The sequence below is a fragment of the Pseudoalteromonas sp. NH0006-26 genome (assembly GCF_057552415.1).
On the sequence record NZ_BAAJMJ010000002.1, the window covers coordinates 184,058 to 205,265 of the forward strand.

Consider the following 21,208-nt stretch of genomic DNA (forward strand, 5'->3'; position numbering starts at 1 on the left):
TCATCTCATAATAAGGTTAATGCTGCCTGAAGAAATACAACCAACATAGTAATCAGCAAAAGAGTGCTTTATTATCTTTACATGACATTATACTTTTAAAAATTATCACTGTATGCAAACTGCTCGCTACATTCCATTTAGAAAACACGACATCATTACAATGTGCGCCAAAGAGCTTAATAAAGATCAACAAACCTCTTTTAAGCAGCTTTGTGAACTTTTAGCCAGCTTAATTCACTTTCAGTACCACGGCACACTTGAGTCATTAAAAAACAATTACGCGCCTTTTGATCCAAATAGCGATACCCGTTTAATAAACAGTGTGACTGATGAGCAAAAAGCCCAGTGCCAACGCGATTTTGCTAGAGATTTTGCCAATGTTTTAAACGCGGCTAATTTTGAAGTGATCACCCATCAAGACTTACAAGATGCACTCAACGAAGAATCACTTTTTAAAGTACGCCTTGAGGTGGAGTTTGAGGATTTTGAAGAAGTGGTTTTTTATCGCCGAGGCGAATCACAGCTGAGCGAAACCATAACCAGTTTTTGGGGGTTACGAAAAAAGCCACTGCATTTTACTAATTACGACCGTGTGGCGGTATTTATTCGCTTTAAAGATAAAGCCTATTTTGAATCAAAAAATAAACTACCTATGGGGTTTGAGCCCAGTTCAACCATAGTAAAACTATTTCAAAATGTGCCAAAAGCCGATCTGGAAATGCTATTTCCGAATAGTGAAGTGCGTATGCGTCCTATTGATAAAGTGATTATTGGCTCATCTGCACTTATTGGCGGTGCGGTGGTGTTAGTTACCAAGTTGGGCGCCTCATTACTTTTATTGTTTGCTTTGTTTGCATTTTGGGGAGGGTTTAGAGATGAAGCCGTTACCATGACTCAGCAGCACTTTATTTCGTTAGCCATTGGTATTGGGGTATTTGGTAGTTTTGTTTTTAAAGAGTGGAGTAAATTTAAAAACCGTAAAATTAAATTTATGAAAGCGCTGAGCGATAATCTGTACTTCAAAAACCTAGATAACAACGCGGGGGTTTTTCATACACTAATAGACGCCGCTGAAGAAGAAGATATAAAAGAAGCCCTGCTTGCGTATACGTTTTTACTAAAATCTAAAAATGGCTTAAGCGCACACGCGCTTGATGAGCAAATAGAAACGTGGTTTAAAACTAAGTATCAATGCGAGTTAGATTTTGAAATTAGCGACGCGCTTGAAAAACTTGAACGTATGCATTTAGTAACCTGCACAAACACCCTATATAACGCAGTAAATCTAGAGTACGCAAAAGTCATATTAGATGAGCGCTGGGATAACCTGTTTCAATATAACTAAGCAACTAGTTACACAACAAAAAAGCAGCTGACACTTCAGCTGCTTTTTACGTTATTACCTAATTGGTAATTAAGCTGTTTGCTGCTTTTTAAATTTTGCATGCACTAATTTATAAAGTGCTGGTAAAATTAACAACGTGAGCAAAGTGGATGATATAATTCCACCTACTACCACGGTTGCCAAAGGCCGTTGTATTTCAGCGCCGGTACCGGTATTTAGCGCCATAGGTATAAAGCCTAAACTAGCCACAAGCGCGGTCATTAGCACTGGGCGTAATCGCTGCAATGCCCCGCTGTGTATTGCATGGTATAAGCTTACCCCCTCATTTCGTAATTGCTTAATAAACGACAGCATCACCACACCGTTTAATACCGCAACCCCACTTAGCGCAATAAATCCCACACCCGCTGAAATAGAAAGCGGCATGTCGCGTAGCAATAATGCTAAAAGCCCACCGGTTAGTGCCAGTGGTACGCCACTGAATATAATCAGTGAATCACGCAGCGAGCCAAAGGCACTATAAAGTAAGCCAAAAATAAGCAATAAAGTCACAGGCACTACCAACGATAGCCGTTTACTCGCCGATTGTAATTGCTCAAACGTACCGCCGTATTCAAGCCAATAACCGCTGGGTAGGTTAAGTTGTGCGTTCATAGTCGCTTGGGCATCTCTTACAAAGCTGGCTAAATCGCGTCCTGTTACATTAGCTGTTACTACCACATTGCGCTTGCCGCTTTCGCGATTTATTTGATTAGGGCCTTTTTCAATACTGATTGTAGCCACTTCTCCAAGCGGTACAAATGCAAGTTCAGGGTTACTACTTTGAGGTAACGCAATAGGTAAACGCGCAAGCGCAGAGACATCTTCAGACCAACGCTTATCTAAGCGCACCAATAACGAAAAGCGCTTATCACCCTCATAAATTAGCCCTGTTTGCACCCCACCAACAGCAGCGGCAAGAGTTTGTTGAATGTCGTTTACGGTTAATCCTAATAGCGCCATATGGTCTCGCATTGGGGTAACAGAAAGTGTAGGCAAGCCCTCCATTTGCTCTAAACGAACATCGGTAGCACCAGTAATATTTCGCATTAAACCGGTGGCTTTTTCGCCAAACTGCTTAAGTATGGCTAAATCATCACCGTAAATACGCAGCGCTACATCGGCACGCACACCGGCAATTAACTCGTTAAAGCGCATTTCTATAGGCTGGGTAAATTCATAGTTATTACCCGGTACCTCATTCACACGATGACGAATGCGCTGCACTAACGCGTCTTTACTTAGTGATGGATCAGGCCATTGCGCACGCGGCTTTAACATTAAAAAAGTGTCGGCAACATTAGGCGGCATAGGATCGCTGGCTACATCCGCGGTGCCAATCTTTGAAAATACGTTCGCAATTTCAGGTTGCTCTAATAAAGCCTGCTCCAACTGCTTTTGCATTTGCACCGATTGTTCAATACCGGTGCCAGTAATACGCAGCGCATGCATTGCAATGTCACCTTCATCTAGCTGCGGTAAGAATTCGGCGCCCATATTTTTAACTTTAAAGCCAAGCACTAATACCAAAACAGTGGCAATACTCACCATCACCCACGGTAATTTAAGCGATAAGTTAAGCAGTGGCTTATATATTTTTTTAACGCCACGCATTACTGCGTTTTCGCTTTCATCTACTTTACCACGCACAAATATGGCAATAGCCGCCGGCACAAAGGTAACAGCAAAAATAAGTGCACCTATTAATGCGGCAACCACGGTAAACGCCATGGGCTGAAACATTTTGCCCTCAACACCACTGAGCGCAAAAAGCGGTAAATACACCAACATAATAATTAAAATACCAAATACCGCGGGGCTAAATACTTCTTTGGTGGCTGAAGTGACAACCTCTAAACGCTCACTGAGCGTAAGTAAGCGGCCATGTTTATGTTGAGCCATCCCTAATTGACGAAGGCAGTTTTCAACCACAATCACCGCGCCATCTACAATTAATCCAAAGTCGATTGCACCTAAGCTCATTAAATTACCTGAGACTCGATTGCCCACCATGCCAGTAATAGCAAATAGCATACTGAGCGGAATAACCATGGCGGTAATAAGCGCACCAGTGATATTCCCAAGCAATAACAATAAAATGACGATGACCAATACCGCCCCTTCAAACAGGTTTTTTTGTACTGTAGCGATGGTTTTATCAACCAGATTGGTGCGGTCATAAACAGGCTCAACAATAACCCCTGCAGGTAAACTTTTTTGTACTTGTATAAGCTTATCAGCCATGGCTTTAGCAACCACACGGCTGTTTTCACCAATTAACATCATTGCCGTGCCTAATACGGTTTCTTCGCCATTATAGGTAGCCGCGCCGGTTCTAAGCTCTTTTCCTAAGTATACATTTGCCACGTCTTTAATTCGCACAGGGGCATCATCACGCTTGGCGATAACGGTGTTTGCTATATCCGCTAATGTTTTTAATTGCCCAGGCGAGCGCACCAAATATTGGCCGTCAAAGCGCTCTATATAACCGGCCCCGCGGTTGCTGTTATTAAGCTCAAGAGCGGTTATAACATCCTTAATTGTCAGCTTATAAGCAATCAGCTTTTCTGGCATGGGCGCAACTTGATACTGGCGCTCAAAACCACCTTGGCTGTTTATTTCGGTTACGCCTTTTACTTTTAAAAGCTGCGGACGAATAACCCAATCTTGCAAAGTACGTAAATCTTCGGCGTTATACGCCGTACCATCGTTTTTTAATGCATCGGGTTTTGCATGCACGCTATAGGTAAATATTTCACCTAAACCACTGGCAATAGGCCCAAGGTTTGGCTCAATATTATTAGGTAAATCGGCGCGAATACTTTGAATACGCTCACCAATTTGCTGACGCGCCCAATAAATATCGGTGCCTTCATCAAAAATAACGGTTACTTGAGAAAGCCCATAGCGAGAAAGCGAACGGGTATAATCAAGCTTAGGAATACCCGCCATCGCTGTTTCGACTAAGTAAGTGATACGCTGCTCAACTTCAAGCGGCGTAAAACCAGGCGCTTTAGAGTTAATTTGCACTTGTACATTGGTAATATCGGGTACAGCATCTACCGCTAAGTTTTGGATGTTATACACACCAAACCCAGCAAATAAAAATGTTAGTGCCAGTACCATCATGCGGCGTTTAACCGCAAAAGAAACAATCCAGTTAATCATGGTACCTCCTAGTGTGCGTGACTTGCGCCGCTTTTTAAAATGTCGGCTTTGATCACATAGCTATTGGTTGTGACGTACTCGCTACCTGGGCTTAAACCCGCGATCACTTCAACCCACTCGCTACTTTTTGCGCCTAAAGTAACAGGGCGTACTTCAAATACACTATTTTTACGCACAAACACACTCGTCATACCATTAAACTCTTGAATAGCCTCAGGCTTTACACGCACGCGGGCATTAACTTTATCGATACTGACATCACTATTAACATGCATACCTGGACGCCAATGACCATCTGGGTTATTAAGCTCAATACGGGCACGTGCAATGTGCCCGCCAGTCATCATAGGTGCTATAAAAAACACCTTACCTTGGGCATTTAAATGATGATGTAAATCGTAAACGATAGCGCTTTGACCAATGGCTAGGTTTTCAATATTTTCAGGAAAGGCTGAGAGCTCAACCCATACTTTATCAAGGTTCACGACTTGCATTAGCGCACGAGCACTTGCCAGTTCGCCACGCTTTAAATATTGTTCGGTTACCACACCGCTAATAGGGCTTTTAATGCTGTAGTTTTGCAAAGTTTCGCGATTGGTGACGCTGGCCAGTACATCGCCTTTTTGAACGTTTTGACCAATACTGACAAAAATATCGCTGATCAATCCGGTATATGGCGCCATAATTTCTACTGTGCCATGCTGTGTCGGTGCAATAACACCAAACAGCGTGTCGGAAATATCAACCTCGCCACTTTGTGCTATCTCTGTTTTAATGCCCGCACCTTTAATTGCTCGCTCGCTAAGCACAGTTTGGCCTTCGTGCTGAGAGTACTCAAAGCTGACGTGCTCACCTTTATAATTGGCAGTAATCAAAAGCTCAAATGAATGTGGTTCATTTATCGATTGCGTGCTAACAAGGTAGCCATTCTCACGGGTAAATTGTATTTTTTGTGGCGCTTCTACTAAGCGTTTTAAGTTCATTTCTATACTTAAATCGTTCACATCTACCGGCTGTTTTTGCTCATAACCATATACGCGCAGCTCAACTTTACCTGCCAATTCTTGCAGCTTTAACTCAAGAGTGAGCTTTTCGTTGGTTAATAAAAAGCCGCCGTGTGGACCTTGTTTTTGGGTTTGCTCTGTTTGGTCATGTTCTGCTGAGGCAAATACATATGTGCTTGTTAAGCTAGCTACAAACGAGAGAAATACTAATAATGCGATAAAAGTGTTGTTCATGATTGAAAAGTCTCAGTTAAAGATTGGCCAGTTAAACGCTCAAGTGCGAGATGGGTCTGATATAATGCTGCATAGCTATTAATCAACGCGCGTTTAGAGTCAAAAAGGGCTTGTTGAGCATCGAGCAATTGCAACACCGAAATTTGTCCGCGTTGATAGCTTTTTAAGCTTTGCTCAATCAGTGTTTGCGCTTGGGGAATAACTTGCCCAGATAACAACTGTGCCTGTAACATCTTACCTTGGTAATAGGCATACAAAGTACGAACTTGCTGACGTAATTGAACCCGTAACAGTCCTTGCTGCTCACGTAACAATGCTAACTGACTGTTAGCTGCTTCAATATTACCGCTATTTGAGTTACTCAATTGCAATGGCATTGAAAACGAAAACAGCAACGAACTGGTATTGTTTTGCTGGTTGTAGCTCACGCCTGCACCTATATTAATATCGCTTTGCCCATTGGCTTTTTGCAGCGCTAAGTTGGCCGCTTGTTGTAAGTATTGCTGCTGTAACATTGCAAAATCAGGCGCTTGGTTAACCGCATCAAGTAACTCTTGCTCAGATTTAAGCGTTATTAATGTATTAATATTTCCCGCTAAATCCGTGTAATCATGTTGCTCACTCCATAGCTCATTGAGCGATAAACGCGCTCGCTCAAATTCACTATTTAGCTTCGCTTTATCAAGCTCAACTTGGCTAAGCGCATAACGCATACGGGTTACATCCGCTTGCGATACAGCGCCGGCATCAGCTCGTTGCGTTATTGCTTTAAGTGCTTGGCTTACAACCTGATGTCGTTCGCTATTGAGAGAAAGTAAAGTTTGAAATTTAAGCGCCTCGTAATACCGCTCACCAGTGGTTGCCAATAAGGCTAAACGAGTATTTTGATATTGTATTGCTTGGGCTTTAATGTTTGCCGTAGCGTAATTTATACGGCTTTGGCGTTTATCTCCAAGCTCTATAAGCTGGCTAAATGCCAAGGCTATTTCAGCGTCTTGCACACCACCTGCATCGTTTGTCCCCAGCAGATTTTCAGCTTCTATATTTAAGATAGGGTTAGGCGAAAGTGCCGCTTGAGATTTAAGCGCGCTGAGTATTTTTTGATGATAAGGGTAACGTTTTAATAGCGGATTTTGTTGCTCGGTATTTATCAATGCTTGTTTTAGGGTTAACGTTTTAACATTTGCAAACGCACTAAAAGCAGGCAGCGCGCACAGTATCGCCACCAGCATAATTGGTTTTTTATTCATATAGCTTGTCCGTTTTTAATAAACAGAGTTCACTGCAAACCATTCAAAACTACGCAAAAAATAGCGACAGTGTAAAATGATCAGCAATCTAAACATGCCTATAACAGCCCATTAAACGCTTACGCGTAAGCAGCTAAAAGCACACTAATTAATTGAAATAAATTAAAAACTAACTAAATAAATTCGGTGGCGGTACGTCTGGTGGATAATGTAAGCCGTGATAGCATGTCGCTAAAGTTGGTTTACTTTTCTCGGGAGTTATTGAGTGATTTGAGCTGTGGCTATAGCCACTGTGGCAATGCTGGTGAGCATGTATTTCTGCTGTTGGGGCGCTGTCGTTATCATCAGCAGTTTCGCTACTTTGCGAAAATGAGCTATTTACGTGATCAACGTCTTCTTGTAAATGGTACGCGGCGCCATCACAGCTTATAAAGCTATGCACAAGCACAAGTAACATTACAATTAAAAAACGATTTGAACGCACAGTTAAACGAATTCCTTATTGAAATACACGATTAGTTAAGCTCATTACTTATCTAATTCAGCACTGTACCTGAAAATACCTAAAAAAGTAATGCAGCAAAATAAAATTTTATTTCATTCAATCTTATTTTGCTGCAAAAAGCCGCTAACCAATCTTAGCGGTCAATATTAACCGTTATTAAGCAACCGCTTGCTCTAAAATTTCACGGCTTTCTTTTAACGTAATAGCTTGGTTTTCACCAAGGGCAACCATGCCATGCGCTTCTAGTTTGCCAATAATATTATCAATGGCAGCCGCTTTATCATCGCCATGCTCAGTAAGCTCAGTGGCTACATCAAGACTGTGGTAAAACGCTTCAATTGCTTGAATTGTTTGCTCTGCTAAATCATCTGTTTGTGCAAGACCAAATACGTTTTTACCCATTTGTTCTAGTTTTGCTTTTTTAACTGTAAATTGGTTGCGCAGTAAAGAAGGCTGAACAATAGCCAGTGAACGTGCATGATCAACGCCGTAAGCAGCTGTAAGCTCATGGCCAATCATGTGGGTTGCCCAATCTTGTGATACGCCAGAACCAATTAAGCCGTTAAGTGCTTGGTTTGCAGCCCACATAAGGTTTGCACGCCATGCATCGTCTTGGTTTTCAAAGTTATCACCCAATGTTTTAAGCGCTTTTAACAATGCCTCTGCGTAACCTTCTTGAACAAGTGCACCTTCTGGGAATGTTAGGTACTGCTCACAGGTATGTACCCATGCATCTACTAAACCATTAACAAGCTGGCGCTGCGGTAATGTTTTCATTACATCAGGGTCCATAATGGCAAATTTTGGTAATACTTCTGGAGATGCAAACGGTAGTTTTTGCTTCGTAGCTTCTTTGCTTACTACTGAATTTTGATTAGACTCAGAACCCGTTGCTGGCAATGTAAGTACCGCACCTATAGGTAATGCGCTGGTAATTGTGTGCTTACCTGTAGGAATATCCCAACCTTCGCCATCATATACAGCAGATGCTGCAATGTATTTAACGCCGTCTATTACAGAGCCGCCGCCTACACCTAATACGAAATCGATATCTTGTTCTTTACAAATTTTTACTGCTTGGTCTAGTACTTCAATTGTTGGGTTAGCACCTACGCCCGAAAACTCTACCCAATCAAAACCTTCAAGTGCTGCTGCAACTTGGTCGTACACACCGTTCTTTTTAATAGAACCGCCACCGTACACAACTAATACTTTTTGATCTTTTGCGATCAAATCAGTAAGTGCGGCAATTTGTTGCTGACCAAATTGAATTAAAGTGGGATTTACGTAGCTAAATTTCATTATTTTGCTCCTAAAGGGGACGGTTAATTACTAAGCACCTTATCAATTCTTAAATAAAGTGTTGATAAATGCATAATAATGGCATAGTACATATATAAAAAGCCTAATAACTGCCAAAAGCTTGCCTAAAACTATCAGCGTTGTTATTTTACGCCAAATACCGTTAATTTAAGCCGCCCTTATGACGACCATCGCCACTTTGTTACAACAATACGCAGAGCATAATAAGTTGCTCAGCTTTGAAGGTACCATGGAAACAATTATTCCAGGGGTGTACTTTCATCGCGCGACAAAAAGCTCAGCGCGTCAGCCGCTTATTTATAATTCAGGTATTATTATCGTTGGCCAAGGACATAAAATTATTCACTTCCCTGAGCATCAAATTCAGTATGGTGCAGGCGATTATTTAGTACTAGGAGTGCCAGTACCACTAGAATGTGAAGCGTTTACTGATAATGATTTGCCGGTAATGGGTATTGCAGTTGATATAAACCCAGCCATGCTGCACAAATTGGTTAGCCAAATGATGCAACATAAGCCTATTTCACCACCGTTAACGCAAAGCGGAGCGGTACAAAGTGCCGCTTTAGATATGGCCATGGAGCAAGTCACTCACCGACTGTTAACAGTGTTAAACAATCCGCTTGAGGCTGAGGTATTTGGTGGCGATATAGTTAAGGAATTAGTATTTAGAGTACTGTGTGGCCCTCAAGGGCATACCTTAATTGGGCTTGCAATGCACGATGGCCATTACGCGCGCATAGCGCGTACTTTATCAACATTACATAGCAATTACGCAAGCCCTATTACCGTAGAGCACTTAGCTGAAGAAGTGAATATGAGTGTGTCATCTTTTCACCGTGCTTTTAAACAAGTTACGTTTGAATCCCCTTTGCAGTATTTAAAAAAAGTACGCTTAGCTAAAGCAAAAGAATTAATAACCACCTCTGGCAGTAAAGCTAACGAGGCCGCATTTAAAGTAGGTTACACCAGTGCGTCACAATTTAGTCGTGAGTTTAAACGCCACTTCAATAAAACCCCCAGTGAAATACATGTGTGATTAAAAATAACCCATTCTTGCGCTAAGTCATTATTTAAATACTTTATCATTAGACTTTGTTAATATAGTTTAAAAGTATTCGTCTACTTAGTAGCAATAAATTGTACGATAAAGACAAGGAGTTTTTTGAGCATGTTAAGCGCTCTCATGGTTAGGTTTAGCATTTTTATATGCGCTTTTACTCTGCTATTTAGTAGCGTTACTTTTGCGCAAGAGCATTGCCAGCTCAGTGTAAGTGCAACAAACACATCGGTGTCTTTGTCCAAAGAAGTTGTCTCAAATATTAAGCTTAAAAACGGTATCAATCATCTCGAATTAAGCTGTAACTTAAACCAAGGCGGGGTGTTTTCATTTACTCGTCCTGCACTTAAAGACTTTTCGTGGCAGCAAAATTCAGTATATAAAACACCTTTAAAAACCAATCAGATGGCAATTTTAATGGACCCAGGCGTTTTTACTGCACAGCTTTCGATTACCACCTCAGCGGCTTATACTCCTCGCTTTACTTGGTCAGATACACAGCCTTTTGTCGAAAAAACACAACGCTACAACCTTATTTTTGGCATTTTTTATGGTCTTTGCGCCACACTTATTTTTTATGCATTAATTATAGGGCACGGCATAAAAGACCCTCTTTTTAAACTGTATGGCATTTATATTTTTTGCATCGCTAGTTTTATATTCTTTCAAGAAGGACAGCCTTATTTATTTACACAGCAGTACTACTCTGTGTACGTAAGCCATCTTTACACGTTAAGTATTGGTTTAACTATAATCAGTGCTACATGGTTTATGAGCGCACTATTAGAGCTACCTAAATACTTTCCAAAGATAAGCAATACATTAAAAGTTGCCGCCTTATGCGTACTGACTTTGTGCTTACAAAAAATAGCCCTCGATCTGCCACTCATAACCAATATTACCTCTGCAGTAACCGGCTATTTATCATTATTTATTGTCATGACTATTTTTATCCTCAGCGCGATACAAACAAAGTACGGTGTTAATGAAGCAAACTTGGTATTTATAGCACTGGCAAGTGTGTTTATTAGTATGGTGTTTAGAGTACTACTAACCGATTACAGCCCGTTCATTCAACGCTATGGATTTGTTATTGCGTTTACAATTGAATCTTTATTACTGGCTATTGCCGTCGGCAGACGAATTCAAAGGTTAAGTTATGCAAAAAAACAAGCTGAACGACACGCTAACTTTGATCACTTATGCCATATATACAATCGTCGCGGTTGGAGCTTAAAAGCAAACGACTTACTAGCAGAGCACAAGCAACGAGGAGGCGTTTTATGTTTTTTATATATAGATTTAGACCGTTTTAAAGCAATTAATGATACTTATGGTCATGATGTGGGCGACAAAGTACTGTGCAAAGTTGCAGAGTCACTTAGTCAACATATGCGCACTGAAGATGCCGTTGGCCGCTTAGGAGGCGATGAATTTGTGGCCATGGCATTATTTAATAGCAACGAAAAAATTAACCAGCGAGTTAACACCCTAGAGCAACAATTAAACCAGTTAACTATAGAGCATCAGGGCCATACCATTTCCATTTACGCCAGTGTTGGGCAAACTAGCTATACTCAGCCACCTGATAACTTAGACACAGTTTTAAAAGCGGGTGATGAAGCGATGTATAAACAGAAATTACAAAGAAAGGCGAAGCAGACTGAAAAAATGGTAGTCGCCGCTATTTAAAAACATAAAACATGAGCTAGTCAATAAGACTAGCTCAGCTACAGTCTAATCCTTTTTAAATAGTACCTCAGGATTAACCATGGTTTTCATTTCGAGCACGTTACCGTTAGGATCTTCAATAAAAAAGGTTTCTTGCTCAAACTCATCACCAACAAAACGACGGTAAGGCTGATCTAAATATTCAAGGCCGGCATCGGCAATGCGTTGCTTAAGTCCTTGAAACTCGTTCTCTGATAAATGTATACCAAAATGAGGGACAGCCACCGCGCCCATATCAACGTCGTGACGAACCGTAGGTAAACGCTCAACACTTTGATGCAGGGTTAATTCATTACCCCAAAAATCAATGTCTACCCATCGCCCCGCTTCACTATTGCCGGTTTTACAGCCGAGTACGTCACAGTAAAACGCTTTCGCTTTTTCAAGATCACCAGCAGGGATAGCCAGATGTAAACAGTTAGACATAAATTACCTTAGGTTATAACTTTTAATATATGAAATATGCTGCATTATACATAATTTGCAATTTATAGAACATTAACAGTGTTATTTTTAGTCATTCGTTGCATATTGCTAATCTTCAATAGTAATAATTCACCTTTTAGCTGTGGTATATCGATTTTAGTCTTAAATCGCAGTTTTTAACTATTAAAGCTAAAACTGATACATTATTATGTGCGCGCCATGACTAAATTCATACTTTTAAAATTCATCACCTTTTTTATCGGCTGCTTGTCGTGTTTTGTAATGCATACCACATTCGCATTACCTATTGTTGTATCTGCCGGTTTAACAGGGCTTATCGGTTCATTTATTCCATTTCCTGCAGATTACAAAAACCACCCCTATGCAGCTATTTATGCAGGCAGTTTTGCCGGTATGTGCTCCACTAGTTTAATTAATGAATACTGCGAAATTGCGATTATTTCTGCCATTGGTGCTGTTTTATACACACTCACCATTAATGTATTTTCGGGGTTTGGCGGACGATTAGGTAGCATTGCATTTGCTAGCGTCGCCTTATTTGTTTTAGCCAAGGAGTTAATAATATGACACTTATTTATCCGCTGCTTGCATTGTTAGGGGCGTTTTTAACCTTTTACTTGGCTAAACATAATCGCTTTGATGGGATCCGAGCCTCTGCAGCCCTATCCATTATTGCTTATTTAATATTTGCACAATTTAGTTTCAACGCTGAGCTATATAGCATCGTCTTTTTTGGCGGCACATTTATTGGCATGAGTGCTCCCCACCGTTTTGGTGTGTATACGCTTGCCAGTTCAGCAATTATATTTTCACTGTTTTTTGCCTATCTAGTGCCTATTCTTGATGGTTTTGGTGGTGCTTTGGGGATTAGTGCATTTTTATCCGTATGTATTTGCCACGTATTTATTTTACTTGGTGCACCGCGCAGTAAAAAAACTAAAATTTAAACGCTTTCTTGAATAAAAATTCAATAAAACCCTACATCTATTAAATTGTACGAAAATAAATCAAGTTTTTTTGATCAACAATGCAAATAGCCTCGTAACATTCACAAAGCTGTAACACTGTAACATTCGATTAAAGGAACAATTATGAATAAAGTATTTAAGCTCGGTGCTCTCATACTTCCCTTGTTACTCATTCAAGGTTGTAGTAGCGATGACGATAACAACGCCCCAGTAACTGTAGATCCACAACCCGCTGTCTCAGTCTTTGATGCCGCACAGGACTCCGGAGATTTCACCACCCTTGTTGCAGCACTTGAAGCAACCGGTCTAGATGAAACCCTTGATGATTTAACTACTAGCTTTACTGTATTTGCCCCAACTGATGATGCATTTGCGTTACTGGGCGAAGAAACGATTAATAACTTATTAGCTGATACAGACACGCTTAGTTCAATTTTAACTTACCATGTGGTCTCTGGCAGAGTGGATGCACAAACTGCTATTGGTTTAGCGGGTACTACCGTTGAGACTGTTAACGGACAAAGCATTGCTTTATCTTTAAGTGGTGAAAATTTATTAGTAAATACTAGTACAGTAACAATGACCGACATTGTGACTGACAACGGAATTATTCATGTTATAGATGCAGTGCTCACACCTAAAACAGTGTCAGAAACTGCGCCAACCAACAATATTATTGAAACAGCTCAGCAAGCTGGCGATTTTAGTACCTTGCTAGCAGCTCTTGATGTTGCAGGTTTAACCGCTGCGCTGTCTGATGAATCATCACAGTTTACAGTATTTGCACCGACTGATGCCGCGTTTGAAGCGGTAGGCAGTAAAATGATTAACACGCTGCTCGCCAACCCAGATGTATTGGGTGATATCTTAAAACAACATGTTTTATCAGGCTCTGTAGACTCTGTAACGGCTATGTCTTTAAATGGACAGTCAGCTGAAACCCTGCTTGGAAATACTCTCCCTATCGCGATAAATGCAGACACCAATATGTTAATGTTTGGCGGTGCGAACGTGGTGGTGACTGACATAGAAACCACCAACGGCGTTATTCATGTAATCGATTCTGTGATCGTTGGCGATGTCGCGCTACCAGAGAGCTTTGGCACCATAGCTGATGTTGCTACTGAAAATGGCAGTTTTACAACATTACTCGCTGCACTAGCAGCAACAGGTTTAGACACTGTTGTGAGCGACCCTACAAATACATTTACTGTATTCGCGCCTACTGATGCCGCGTTTAATGCTCTAGGCGAGGACACACTAAATGCGCTTTTAGCAGATACAGACACATTACGCGATATTTTACTTTATCACGTTGTTGCTGACGCAACTGTACTGTCAGATGCAGCGGTAACTATTGCTAATAGCGAAAACAACAAAGTAGAAATGGCAAATGGTGACATGGCTGCTTTATCGTACGTGAACAGCTCACTGTTTATTAACGATGCAGCAGTGAAAGCAGCGAATGTAACTGCTGATAACGGCGTAATTCATGTACTTAATAAAGTGATTATGCCGCCGGTTGAAGTGGGTACTCCGACTAAAACAATTGCTACAGTGGCTACTGAAACACCTGCATTGTCTACTTTGGTCACTGCTCTACAAGCAGCATCACTAGTAGATACTTTTAACGATACCACAAAATCATTTACAGTATTTGCACCGACAAATGCTGCATTTAATAAAATTCCTACCGCTGATTTAAACGCTTTATTAGCTGACACTACTGCACTAACTAGTGTACTAACTCAACATGTTTTAGGCGCTCAAGTGGGTAGTACAGATGCATTTGCAGCCAATGGAAAAATGGTTACTACCCTTGCCGAAAATATGTTGAGCGTAAACATTGTTGACTTTACCAGCACCGAAAATACAGCAACAGACAGCATTGCTTACGATACAACTAACAACCGTTTAGTAACAGGTATGGCCGATGCAATGCCAGGTAAAACAGTTTATGTGTTCGACAATGATTTAGGTGAGGCAATGAGCGTGTGTGAAGGTGGATGCGCAACAACATGGCCACCTGTTCTTGGCACTGCAGCGTCAATTGAAAATGTGCCAGGTTTATCGTTAATTGCTCGCTCAGATGACAGCATGCAAGTCGCTTATCTTGGTCGTCCTTTGTACACTTACGCAGGTGACACCGCTGTAGGTGATAACAATGGCCAAGCCGTGAACAATATTTGGTGGCAAGTAAGCTTGCCGGCTACATCACTACAAGTAGCGGGTAGTAATGTAACAACTACTGATATTTACACCAGTAATGGCGTTGTTCACTTAATTGATACAGTGATCACAACAGCTAAATAAATTAAGTTTTACTGTGAGATAAGCCAGGAGTGATGCTATTTACTCCTGGCTTTTATATATAAAAATAGGCTTACTTATTACTACTTTGAGAGCTTGTTGGGTAACCAAATACTACTTTTAATTTAGCTTTTAACCCGTTTGCCCTATAGCTACTTTTAACGAGATGCTGCCACTGATGAAAGGTAATTTTAATCGGGTTATTACTGTTTAGTTGGCCAATAATTCCGTATTTACACGGCTTATTTTCATCCTCTTCTACATAAGTGCCAAATAATTTATCCCAAATAATTAAAACGCCAGCGAAGTTTTTATCTAAGTAGCCATTATTTATAGCGTGGTGCACCCGATGATGCGATGGGGTATTAAATACGCTTTCAAACCAACCCAACTTTTTTACCACTTGGGTGTGAACAAAAAATTGATACGCTAAATTAAGGGCAACTACGGCAAAAACAATCACAGGTTCAAAACCAAGTAATATCATCGGCATCCAAAACAGCCACATGCCCGCAAGCGGATACATTAAACTTTGTCTAAACGCAGTAGTAAAATTCATTCTCGTAGAGCTATGATGTACGACATGTGCAGCCCATAACCAATGTATATGGTGTGATGCACGATGAAACCAATAATATAAAAAGTCTTGCAGTACAAAGGCACCTAATACGGTCAGTACCGTCAATTCAATATCAAATAACCGAAACTGATACAGCCAGTAAAAAAACGGCATTAGCACTATTAACGCAATAGCATCAGCGCCTTGGTGTAATAAAGCCAGTAACGCGTTGGCTAAGCTGTCTTTTATATCGTAATAACGCCTAAATTTAATAAACTCAATAGCAACAAATAGCAAAAAAATAGGGCTCAGTGCGAGTAAAATAATTTCAATGCTCATACAACACGCTCCTGAAAATAACGGGCTATTTTTTTAAGTGCTTGGCTAATATCTTTTTTTATAAAAAAAGCCAGTATAAAATCGGGTAGCCAAAAAGGTGCAATGCAACGAATATGATAGCTAATCTCGGTGAGTGATGGATCTTCGTTATTGGTATTTAAGTAAATATCACCACGATGCTGTGCAACGGGCTTGCTGCCTGTAATACGGTAACTAATATGACTATTATCTGCGGCTATTATTTGCTCTTTAAAGGTAGAGCCTTGCATTTTTATTTCTCTAATCGTGCCTTTCCCACCACTTATTTCACCCGGCTCTTGTGGTGTTAGTAGTTTAAAGTGAGCATTAAAAAACCGCCCTAAATCAGCATGCGCTAGTAATACGCTGCGTATTTGCTCAGGCGTTGCTGCCACAGTACGCTTAACCTTTATTTCCACCATGACCTTCGCCCTATTATTTTTATAGATCACTAGCATATAAAAATATGCCGTGGCAAACTTGCGATTAGATGACTATTTTTTAGCTTTAGGCGACAAATGAAAACCTTAGCCGATCATTACTTTTGTAGCTGTTTGGATTACCTTGAAGCCAAGGGCTTAGCTAGTCATGCGGTTTTAAACGCGATTGAATTTAATGAGTATACTAATAAGCAATCACAACAATTGGCGCCGCGGATCAGTTTAAAAAGCTATAATGCGTTGCTTAACTATGCACAACAAGCGTTAAACGACCCCCTATTTGGCTTTGAATTAGGGAAAAAAATACGCACCGCTGATTTTGGTATATTAGGGTATTTAATTGAATCGAGTACTAATTTAGCCAGTGCAATTACTGCACTGCTCAATTACGACAGCCTAGTAGCTAACATTGGTCGCGCCCAGTTTGAGCAACAACAAACATTGTGTAAAATAACTTGGTTAGCCGATCCACAATGTAGTCCACAGGCTGTTTTACGAAATATGACAGCATGGGTCAGTGTGGTACGCCAACTACTTAATCCACAACTTTCTCCTAGCTGCGTGTATTTTTCAACACACTTTTCAAACACCGAGCAACAACGATTAACTGATTGGTTTAATTGCCCAGTAAAAGCTGGAGCTAGCTTTAATCAAATCGAGTTTCCAAGTAATTACTTAACTCTGCCCTTTAAAACCGATAACAGCCAAATCAACGCGATGCTAAAGCAAATGTCAGAGCAACAGCTCTCCCAATTTAAAAGTCAGCAATTATTAACAGAAAAAATTAATCATATTTTAATGGCAAAACATGACTTACAAGATTGCTCTTTGCTTAGAACAGCCGCCGCCTTAAATATGACGCCACGCACAGTACAACGCTATTTAAAAAAAGAACAAACCACCTTTGCTAAACTGCTTGAAGAGGAGCAAAAACGACGTTTATTAACCTATATTCCTCATTATTCGTTAAATAATATCGCATTTATGCTGGGATTTAATGATCAAAGCTCTTTTAATCGTGCCTTTAAACGCTGGTATCATTGCTCACCTCGACAGTTCATAAAAAACAATAATTAAACATCTTAATTACTTAAAATACACATTTACAATATACCTTCTTCTTAATTTTCTTTACACTAGCATTATTGTATTGCCTAAAAGACAATTATTTATGCTTGTGCGTATGGTGTTAACTGTTTTTGTATTGGTTTTTTATAGCGCGGTTTGTAACGCCAATCCAGTTACTTTCATCGCTGAAGATTTACCGCCTTATCATTTTAAAAATCCCCAAGGTGAAACGCAGGGCGCATTGGTTGATATCGCAAAAGCTGTACTAAAAGGGACTGATTTAACAGCAAAGTTTGAAATAATGCCAATGGCTAGAATGTTTCAGCAGCAACAAGCCAACCCTAATGCCATTATGCTGTCACTGCTAAAAACACCAAACAGGCATCATCAATTTAAGTGGCTGGGTAAAGTTTACTTTGCAGACGCATACCTAGTTAGCTTACGCAGCCATAAAGATGAAGTGATTCATTTAAACTTCGCTAAAGAATACAAAGTAGCCACTATTCGCGGTTACTCTGCGCAGGCCTATTTAGAAGCCCAAGGTTTTACTGAAAATGAAAACTTGGTATTAGTGAGTTATTATCAGCAGCTCTGGAAAATGCTATATAAAGATCGTATCGACTTTGTCGTTACTAACACGCTCACACTTGAAAACGAATTAAAGCGCAGCGGGCTCGACCCTCATTTAATTTCAAAGCGCATCCATTTAGATGAATTACCTTCTTCTTTGCATTTTGCAGCCAGTAATCAACTTGATTCACACACAGCAAAAATTATTAGCGATAGGTTAAATGCCATCAAAGAAAGCGGTGAATATCAACAAATTTTAAATAAATGGCAACTTCCTATGCCAAAAAAACTTTAATACTCAGCGGGCAAGGAACTCTGTGCTAAATAATTTTTTAATGAGGCAAACAAAGGTGAAGGCAAGTTATTAATATCGCACCAACGCCACTGCAAACATTTATGTGGCTCTTTATTTACCACTTCACCACCCTCATAGTCTGCTTGCACATATAAAGTAATATAATGTTTGTTCTCTTTGCTAAATATATCGTTGGTAAAATCGAGTTTTCGAATATTAGTAACATCAAGGCCCGTTTCTTCTGCTACTTCACGCACAGCACATTGCTCAACCGTTTCACCAAATTCTAAGTGCCCACCAGGAGTTGCCCACGTATTTGCACCATGCGCGCCTATCCGTTCACCCAGTAGAATTTTATTATCATGCATTACTATTACTGCAACGCCTACCCTGACCATTTGATTCATTCTTTTATCCAATTACTCTTCATTAATTACAGTTACATTTTACATTAGTTGGTACCTTTTAGTTCCATACAATCATTACGTTAACCAAAAAACAAAAGTGTCGCTCACTATTTAACCGACCATGGTCGAATATCGCTATTGATAAAAAGCGCTTAGTTTTAAATTACGTTAGATTATATTTTTCTCAGGAGCCTTTATGTCAGGTGAATACAAACAACATTACAACGAGTTTAAACAAGACCCGGCAGCGTTTTGGTTATCACAAAGTAAGCGACTTCCTTGGTACAAGGCTCCAGAAACAGCATATACACAAGATCAACAAGGACTGCACCACTGGTATGCAGACGGCCAACTTAACAGCTGTTTTTTAGCATTAGACCAACATGTAATCGCTGGGCATGGGAATGAGACCGCCTTAATTTATGACTCACCGGTTACCAATAGCAAACGCAGTTTTAGCTATTTACAACTGCAGCAAGAGGTCGCTAAATTTGCAGGGGTAATGCAGTCTTTAGGGGTGACTAAAGGCGACCGCGTAGTGATTTATATGCCTATGATCCCCGAGGCAGTAATTGGTATGTTAGCCTGCGCCCGAATTGGCGCTATTCATTCTGTTGTATTTGGTGGCTTTGCAGCGCATGAATTAGCGGTACGGATTGACGATGCCAAGCCCAAATTGGTACTCAGTGCCTCTTGCGGTGTAGAAGTAAATACCGTAATTGAATACAAAGAATTACTAGATAACGCGCTTGAAGCTGCTAGCTATAAAGTTGAACACTGTATTATTTATCAGCGTGAACAAGTCACTGCTCCGCTAACGGCTAATCGCGACATAAACTGGGCAGATGCAATGCAAACGGCCACACCGGTTGAGCCTGTTGCGGTCAGTGGTGATCATCCGCTTTATATTTTATACACCTCAGGCACAACAGGGACACCTAAGGGTGTGGTGCGTGAAAATGGCGGTCATGCGGTTGCTATGCATTACAGTATGGAAACCGTATATGGCATGAAACCGGGTGACGTGTTTTGGGCCGCCTCTGATATTGGCTGGGTAGTAGGCCACTCATATATTGTGTATGCGCCACTTATGTATCGATGCGCAACTATTTTGTTTGAAGGAAAACCAGTTAGAACTCCCGATGCCAGTGCTTTTTGGCGCGTAGTAGAAGAATACAAAGTGAATGCTTTATTTAGTGCCCCCACTGCGTTTCGCGCGATTAAAAAAGAAGACCCCAATGCCGAAGGATTTAAGAAGTATGATACGTCTAGTCTGAAACGATTATTTTTAGCCGGAGAGCGTTTAGACCCACCTACCTACGATTGGCTCAAAGAAAAAACAGGCTTACCGGTACTTGATCATTGGTGGCAAACCGAAACCGGCTGGGCAATTGCGTGTAACCCTGTAGGCATTGAACACCTGCCTACAAAAGCCGGAAGTTCAACGGTTGCAACGCCTGGATTTGACGTACGAATTTTAGATATGAATGGGGATAAATGTGCCCCTAATGAGCAAGGTGCGGTTGTTATAAAACTGCCTTTACCGCCGGGCTGTTTACCAACAATTTGGCAAAATACGGCTCGTTTTAAGGCTGGTTATTTGGCCGAATACGATGGCTACTACTTATCTGGTGATGGTGGTTATATTGATGACGATGGTTACCTCTTTATTATGGGTCGCACCGACGATGTGATTAATGTTGCAGGGCACCGTTTATCCACTGGTGAAATGGAAGAAATTGTTGCCGCGCACCCAGCTGTAGCTGAATGTGCAGTATTTGGTATTAGTGATGCGCTAAAAGGGCAAAACCCAATGGCGATGGTGGTGCTAAAAAATGATTTTCATGGCTCACATAAAGAGGTAGAACAGCAATTGGTGCAAACCGTTCGTAATCAAATTGGCGCTATTGCATGCCTTAAAAATATTATGTGTGTAGAGCGGTTACCAAAAACCCGTTCTGGCAAAATTTTACGTAAAAACCTGCGGCAGTTAATTGATGGTGAAGAACTGCAAATACCCTCAACCATAGATGATCCAAGTATTTTTGAAGAGCTTAGCCAGCAACTCGAGCATAGTAAACTGTAACTACACAATGTAAAAAGTCTTAAATAGACTTTTTACATTACA

18 protein-coding genes are annotated in these 21,208 nt (G+C 40.7%); 9 read left to right on the plus strand and 9 right to left on the minus strand.

Annotated elements, in window-relative coordinates:
- Positions 1–112 precede the first annotated feature (112 nt).
- Positions 113–1,345 carry a TMEM143 family protein gene (locus AC27JR_RS03550; RefSeq protein ID WP_487172804.1) on the plus strand — a complete coding sequence of 411 codons (1,233 nt, stop codon included), beginning with the start codon at positions 113–115 and terminating at the stop codon, positions 1,343–1,345.
- Between the two features lie 69 nt (positions 1,346–1,414).
- On the opposite strand, the gene AC27JR_RS03555 is transcribed toward AC27JR_RS03550, so the two are convergent.
- From AC27JR_RS03555 to AC27JR_RS03575, 5 genes are all read right to left on the minus strand, one after another.
- The gene (locus AC27JR_RS03555) at positions 1,415–4,552 is read right to left on the minus strand and encodes an efflux RND transporter permease subunit (protein ID WP_487172805.1); all 3,138 of its coding nucleotides are present in this window, start codon (positions 4,550–4,552) and stop codon (positions 1,415–1,417) included.
- A gap of 8 nt (positions 4,553–4,560) precedes the next feature.
- On the minus strand, positions 4,561–5,790 hold the full coding sequence (locus AC27JR_RS03560; protein ID WP_487172806.1) for an efflux RND transporter periplasmic adaptor subunit: 1,230 nt from the start codon (positions 5,788–5,790) through the stop codon (positions 4,561–4,563).
- Positions 5,787–7,040: a TolC family protein gene (locus AC27JR_RS03565; RefSeq protein ID WP_487172807.1), complete on the minus strand. Its 1,254-nt coding sequence runs from the start codon at positions 7,038–7,040 to the stop codon at positions 5,787–5,789. Before AC27JR_RS03565 ends, AC27JR_RS03560 begins: the two co-directional genes overlap by 4 nt.
- A gap of 169 nt (positions 7,041–7,209) precedes the next feature.
- Entirely contained in the window at positions 7,210–7,524 is a 315-nt protein-coding gene (locus AC27JR_RS03570) for a hypothetical protein (RefSeq protein ID WP_131691615.1), read from the minus strand.
- Positions 7,525–7,701: 177 nt separating this feature from the next.
- Entirely contained in the window at positions 7,702–8,847 is a 1,146-nt protein-coding gene (locus tag AC27JR_RS03575; protein WP_008111234.1) for an iron-containing alcohol dehydrogenase, read from the minus strand.
- A 181-nt stretch (positions 8,848–9,028) separates the two neighbouring features.
- Here AC27JR_RS03575 and AC27JR_RS03580 point away from each other — a divergent pair, with 181 nt between their 5' ends.
- Complete coding sequence (locus tag AC27JR_RS03580) at positions 9,029–9,907, plus strand: AraC family transcriptional regulator (RefSeq protein WP_008111236.1); 879 nt, start codon at positions 9,029–9,031, stop codon at positions 9,905–9,907.
- 147 nt (positions 9,908–10,054) lie between these two features.
- A complete protein-coding gene (locus AC27JR_RS03585; RefSeq protein WP_487172808.1) occupies positions 10,055–11,620 on the plus strand; it encodes a sensor domain-containing diguanylate cyclase in 1,566 nt (521 codons plus the stop codon).
- Between the two features lie 45 nt (positions 11,621–11,665).
- Here the strand turns inward: AC27JR_RS03585 and AC27JR_RS03590 are convergent, their stop codons facing one another.
- Positions 11,666–12,085, minus strand: a complete 420-nt coding sequence (locus AC27JR_RS03590; protein ID WP_008464842.1) for a VOC family protein — start codon at positions 12,083–12,085, stop codon at positions 11,666–11,668.
- Positions 12,086–12,304: 219 nt separating this feature from the next.
- Between AC27JR_RS03590 and AC27JR_RS03595 the strand changes: the two genes are divergently transcribed.
- From AC27JR_RS03595 to AC27JR_RS03605, 3 genes are all read left to right on the plus strand, one after another.
- Positions 12,305–12,673: a hypothetical protein gene (locus AC27JR_RS03595; RefSeq protein ID WP_487172809.1), complete on the plus strand. Its 369-nt coding sequence runs from the start codon at positions 12,305–12,307 to the stop codon at positions 12,671–12,673.
- Positions 12,670–13,053 (plus strand): hypothetical protein, encoded by a 384-nt coding sequence (locus AC27JR_RS03600; protein ID WP_076918394.1) that lies wholly within the window; start codon positions 12,670–12,672, stop codon positions 13,051–13,053. The genes AC27JR_RS03595 and AC27JR_RS03600 overlap by 4 nt, the downstream gene beginning before the upstream one ends.
- Positions 13,054–13,197: 144 nt before the next feature.
- Positions 13,198–15,387, plus strand: a complete 2,190-nt coding sequence (locus AC27JR_RS03605; RefSeq protein ID WP_487172810.1) for a fasciclin domain-containing protein — start codon at positions 13,198–13,200, stop codon at positions 15,385–15,387.
- A 70-nt stretch (positions 15,388–15,457) separates the two neighbouring features.
- Here AC27JR_RS03605 and AC27JR_RS03610 read toward each other — a convergent pair whose 3' ends face one another.
- A complete protein-coding gene (locus AC27JR_RS03610) occupies positions 15,458–16,282 on the minus strand; it encodes a sterol desaturase family protein (protein WP_076918396.1) in 825 nt (274 codons plus the stop codon).
- Positions 16,279–16,722, minus strand: a complete 444-nt coding sequence (locus tag AC27JR_RS03615; protein WP_487172811.1) for an SRPBCC family protein — start codon at positions 16,720–16,722, stop codon at positions 16,279–16,281. Before AC27JR_RS03615 ends, AC27JR_RS03610 begins: the two co-directional genes overlap by 4 nt.
- A gap of 96 nt (positions 16,723–16,818) precedes the next feature.
- Between AC27JR_RS03615 and AC27JR_RS03620 the strand changes: the two genes are divergently transcribed.
- Both AC27JR_RS03620 and AC27JR_RS03625 read left to right on the plus strand, forming a co-directional pair.
- Positions 16,819–17,817 carry an AraC family transcriptional regulator gene (locus tag AC27JR_RS03620; RefSeq protein ID WP_076918398.1) on the plus strand — a complete coding sequence of 333 codons (999 nt, stop codon included), beginning with the start codon at positions 16,819–16,821 and terminating at the stop codon, positions 17,815–17,817.
- Positions 17,818–17,911: 94 nt separating this feature from the next.
- On the plus strand, positions 17,912–18,673 hold the full coding sequence (locus AC27JR_RS03625; protein ID WP_487172812.1) for a substrate-binding periplasmic protein: 762 nt from the start codon (positions 17,912–17,914) through the stop codon (positions 18,671–18,673).
- Here AC27JR_RS03625 and AC27JR_RS03630 read toward each other — a convergent pair.
- Positions 18,670–19,080 carry a nucleotide triphosphate diphosphatase NUDT15 gene (locus tag AC27JR_RS03630; protein WP_076918400.1) on the minus strand — a complete coding sequence of 137 codons (411 nt, stop codon included), beginning with the start codon at positions 19,078–19,080 and terminating at the stop codon, positions 18,670–18,672. The two genes, AC27JR_RS03625 and AC27JR_RS03630, sit on opposite strands and share 4 nt — an antisense overlap.
- A gap of 196 nt (positions 19,081–19,276) precedes the next feature.
- Between AC27JR_RS03630 and AC27JR_RS03635 the strand changes: the two genes are divergently transcribed.
- The gene (locus AC27JR_RS03635; RefSeq protein WP_076918401.1) at positions 19,277–21,166 is read left to right on the plus strand and encodes an acetate--CoA ligase; all 1,890 of its coding nucleotides are present in this window, start codon (positions 19,277–19,279) and stop codon (positions 21,164–21,166) included.
- Positions 21,167–21,208 lie beyond the last annotated feature (42 nt).

What these genes read in the sequence shown, in the direction of transcription:
- AC27JR_RS03550 (WP_487172804.1), top strand. Translation starts at nt 113, where the DNA reads ATGCAAACTGCTCGCTACATTCCATTTAGAAAACACGACATCATTACA.
- AC27JR_RS03555 (WP_487172805.1), bottom strand. Translation starts at nt 4,552, where the DNA reads ATGATTAACTGGATTGTTTCTTTTGCGGTTAAACGCCGCATGATGGTA.
- AC27JR_RS03560 (WP_487172806.1), bottom strand. Translation starts at nt 5,790, where the DNA reads ATGAACAACACTTTTATCGCATTATTAGTATTTCTCTCGTTTGTAGCT.
- AC27JR_RS03565 (WP_487172807.1), bottom strand. Translation starts at nt 7,040, where the DNA reads ATGAATAAAAAACCAATTATGCTGGTGGCGATACTGTGCGCGCTGCCT.
- AC27JR_RS03575 (WP_008111234.1), bottom strand. Translation starts at nt 8,847, where the DNA reads ATGAAATTTAGCTACGTAAATCCCACTTTAATTCAATTTGGTCAGCAA.
- AC27JR_RS03580 (WP_008111236.1), top strand. Translation starts at nt 9,029, where the DNA reads ATGACGACCATCGCCACTTTGTTACAACAATACGCAGAGCATAATAAG.
- AC27JR_RS03585 (WP_487172808.1), top strand. Translation starts at nt 10,055, where the DNA reads ATGGTTAGGTTTAGCATTTTTATATGCGCTTTTACTCTGCTATTTAGT.
- AC27JR_RS03590 (WP_008464842.1), bottom strand. Translation starts at nt 12,085, where the DNA reads ATGTCTAACTGTTTACATCTGGCTATCCCTGCTGGTGATCTTGAAAAA.
- AC27JR_RS03595 (WP_487172809.1), top strand. Translation starts at nt 12,305, where the DNA reads ATGACTAAATTCATACTTTTAAAATTCATCACCTTTTTTATCGGCTGC.
- AC27JR_RS03600 (WP_076918394.1), top strand. Translation starts at nt 12,670, where the DNA reads ATGACACTTATTTATCCGCTGCTTGCATTGTTAGGGGCGTTTTTAACC.
- AC27JR_RS03605 (WP_487172810.1), top strand. Translation starts at nt 13,198, where the DNA reads ATGAATAAAGTATTTAAGCTCGGTGCTCTCATACTTCCCTTGTTACTC.
- AC27JR_RS03610 (WP_076918396.1), bottom strand. Translation starts at nt 16,282, where the DNA reads ATGAGCATTGAAATTATTTTACTCGCACTGAGCCCTATTTTTTTGCTA.
- AC27JR_RS03615 (WP_487172811.1), bottom strand. Translation starts at nt 16,722, where the DNA reads ATGGTGGAAATAAAGGTTAAGCGTACTGTGGCAGCAACGCCTGAGCAA.
- AC27JR_RS03620 (WP_076918398.1), top strand. Translation starts at nt 16,819, where the DNA reads ATGAAAACCTTAGCCGATCATTACTTTTGTAGCTGTTTGGATTACCTT.
- AC27JR_RS03625 (WP_487172812.1), top strand. Translation starts at nt 17,912, where the DNA reads ATGCTTGTGCGTATGGTGTTAACTGTTTTTGTATTGGTTTTTTATAGC.
- AC27JR_RS03630 (WP_076918400.1), bottom strand. Translation starts at nt 19,080, where the DNA reads ATGAATCAAATGGTCAGGGTAGGCGTTGCAGTAATAGTAATGCATGAT.
- AC27JR_RS03635 (WP_076918401.1), top strand. Translation starts at nt 19,277, where the DNA reads ATGTCAGGTGAATACAAACAACATTACAACGAGTTTAAACAAGACCCG.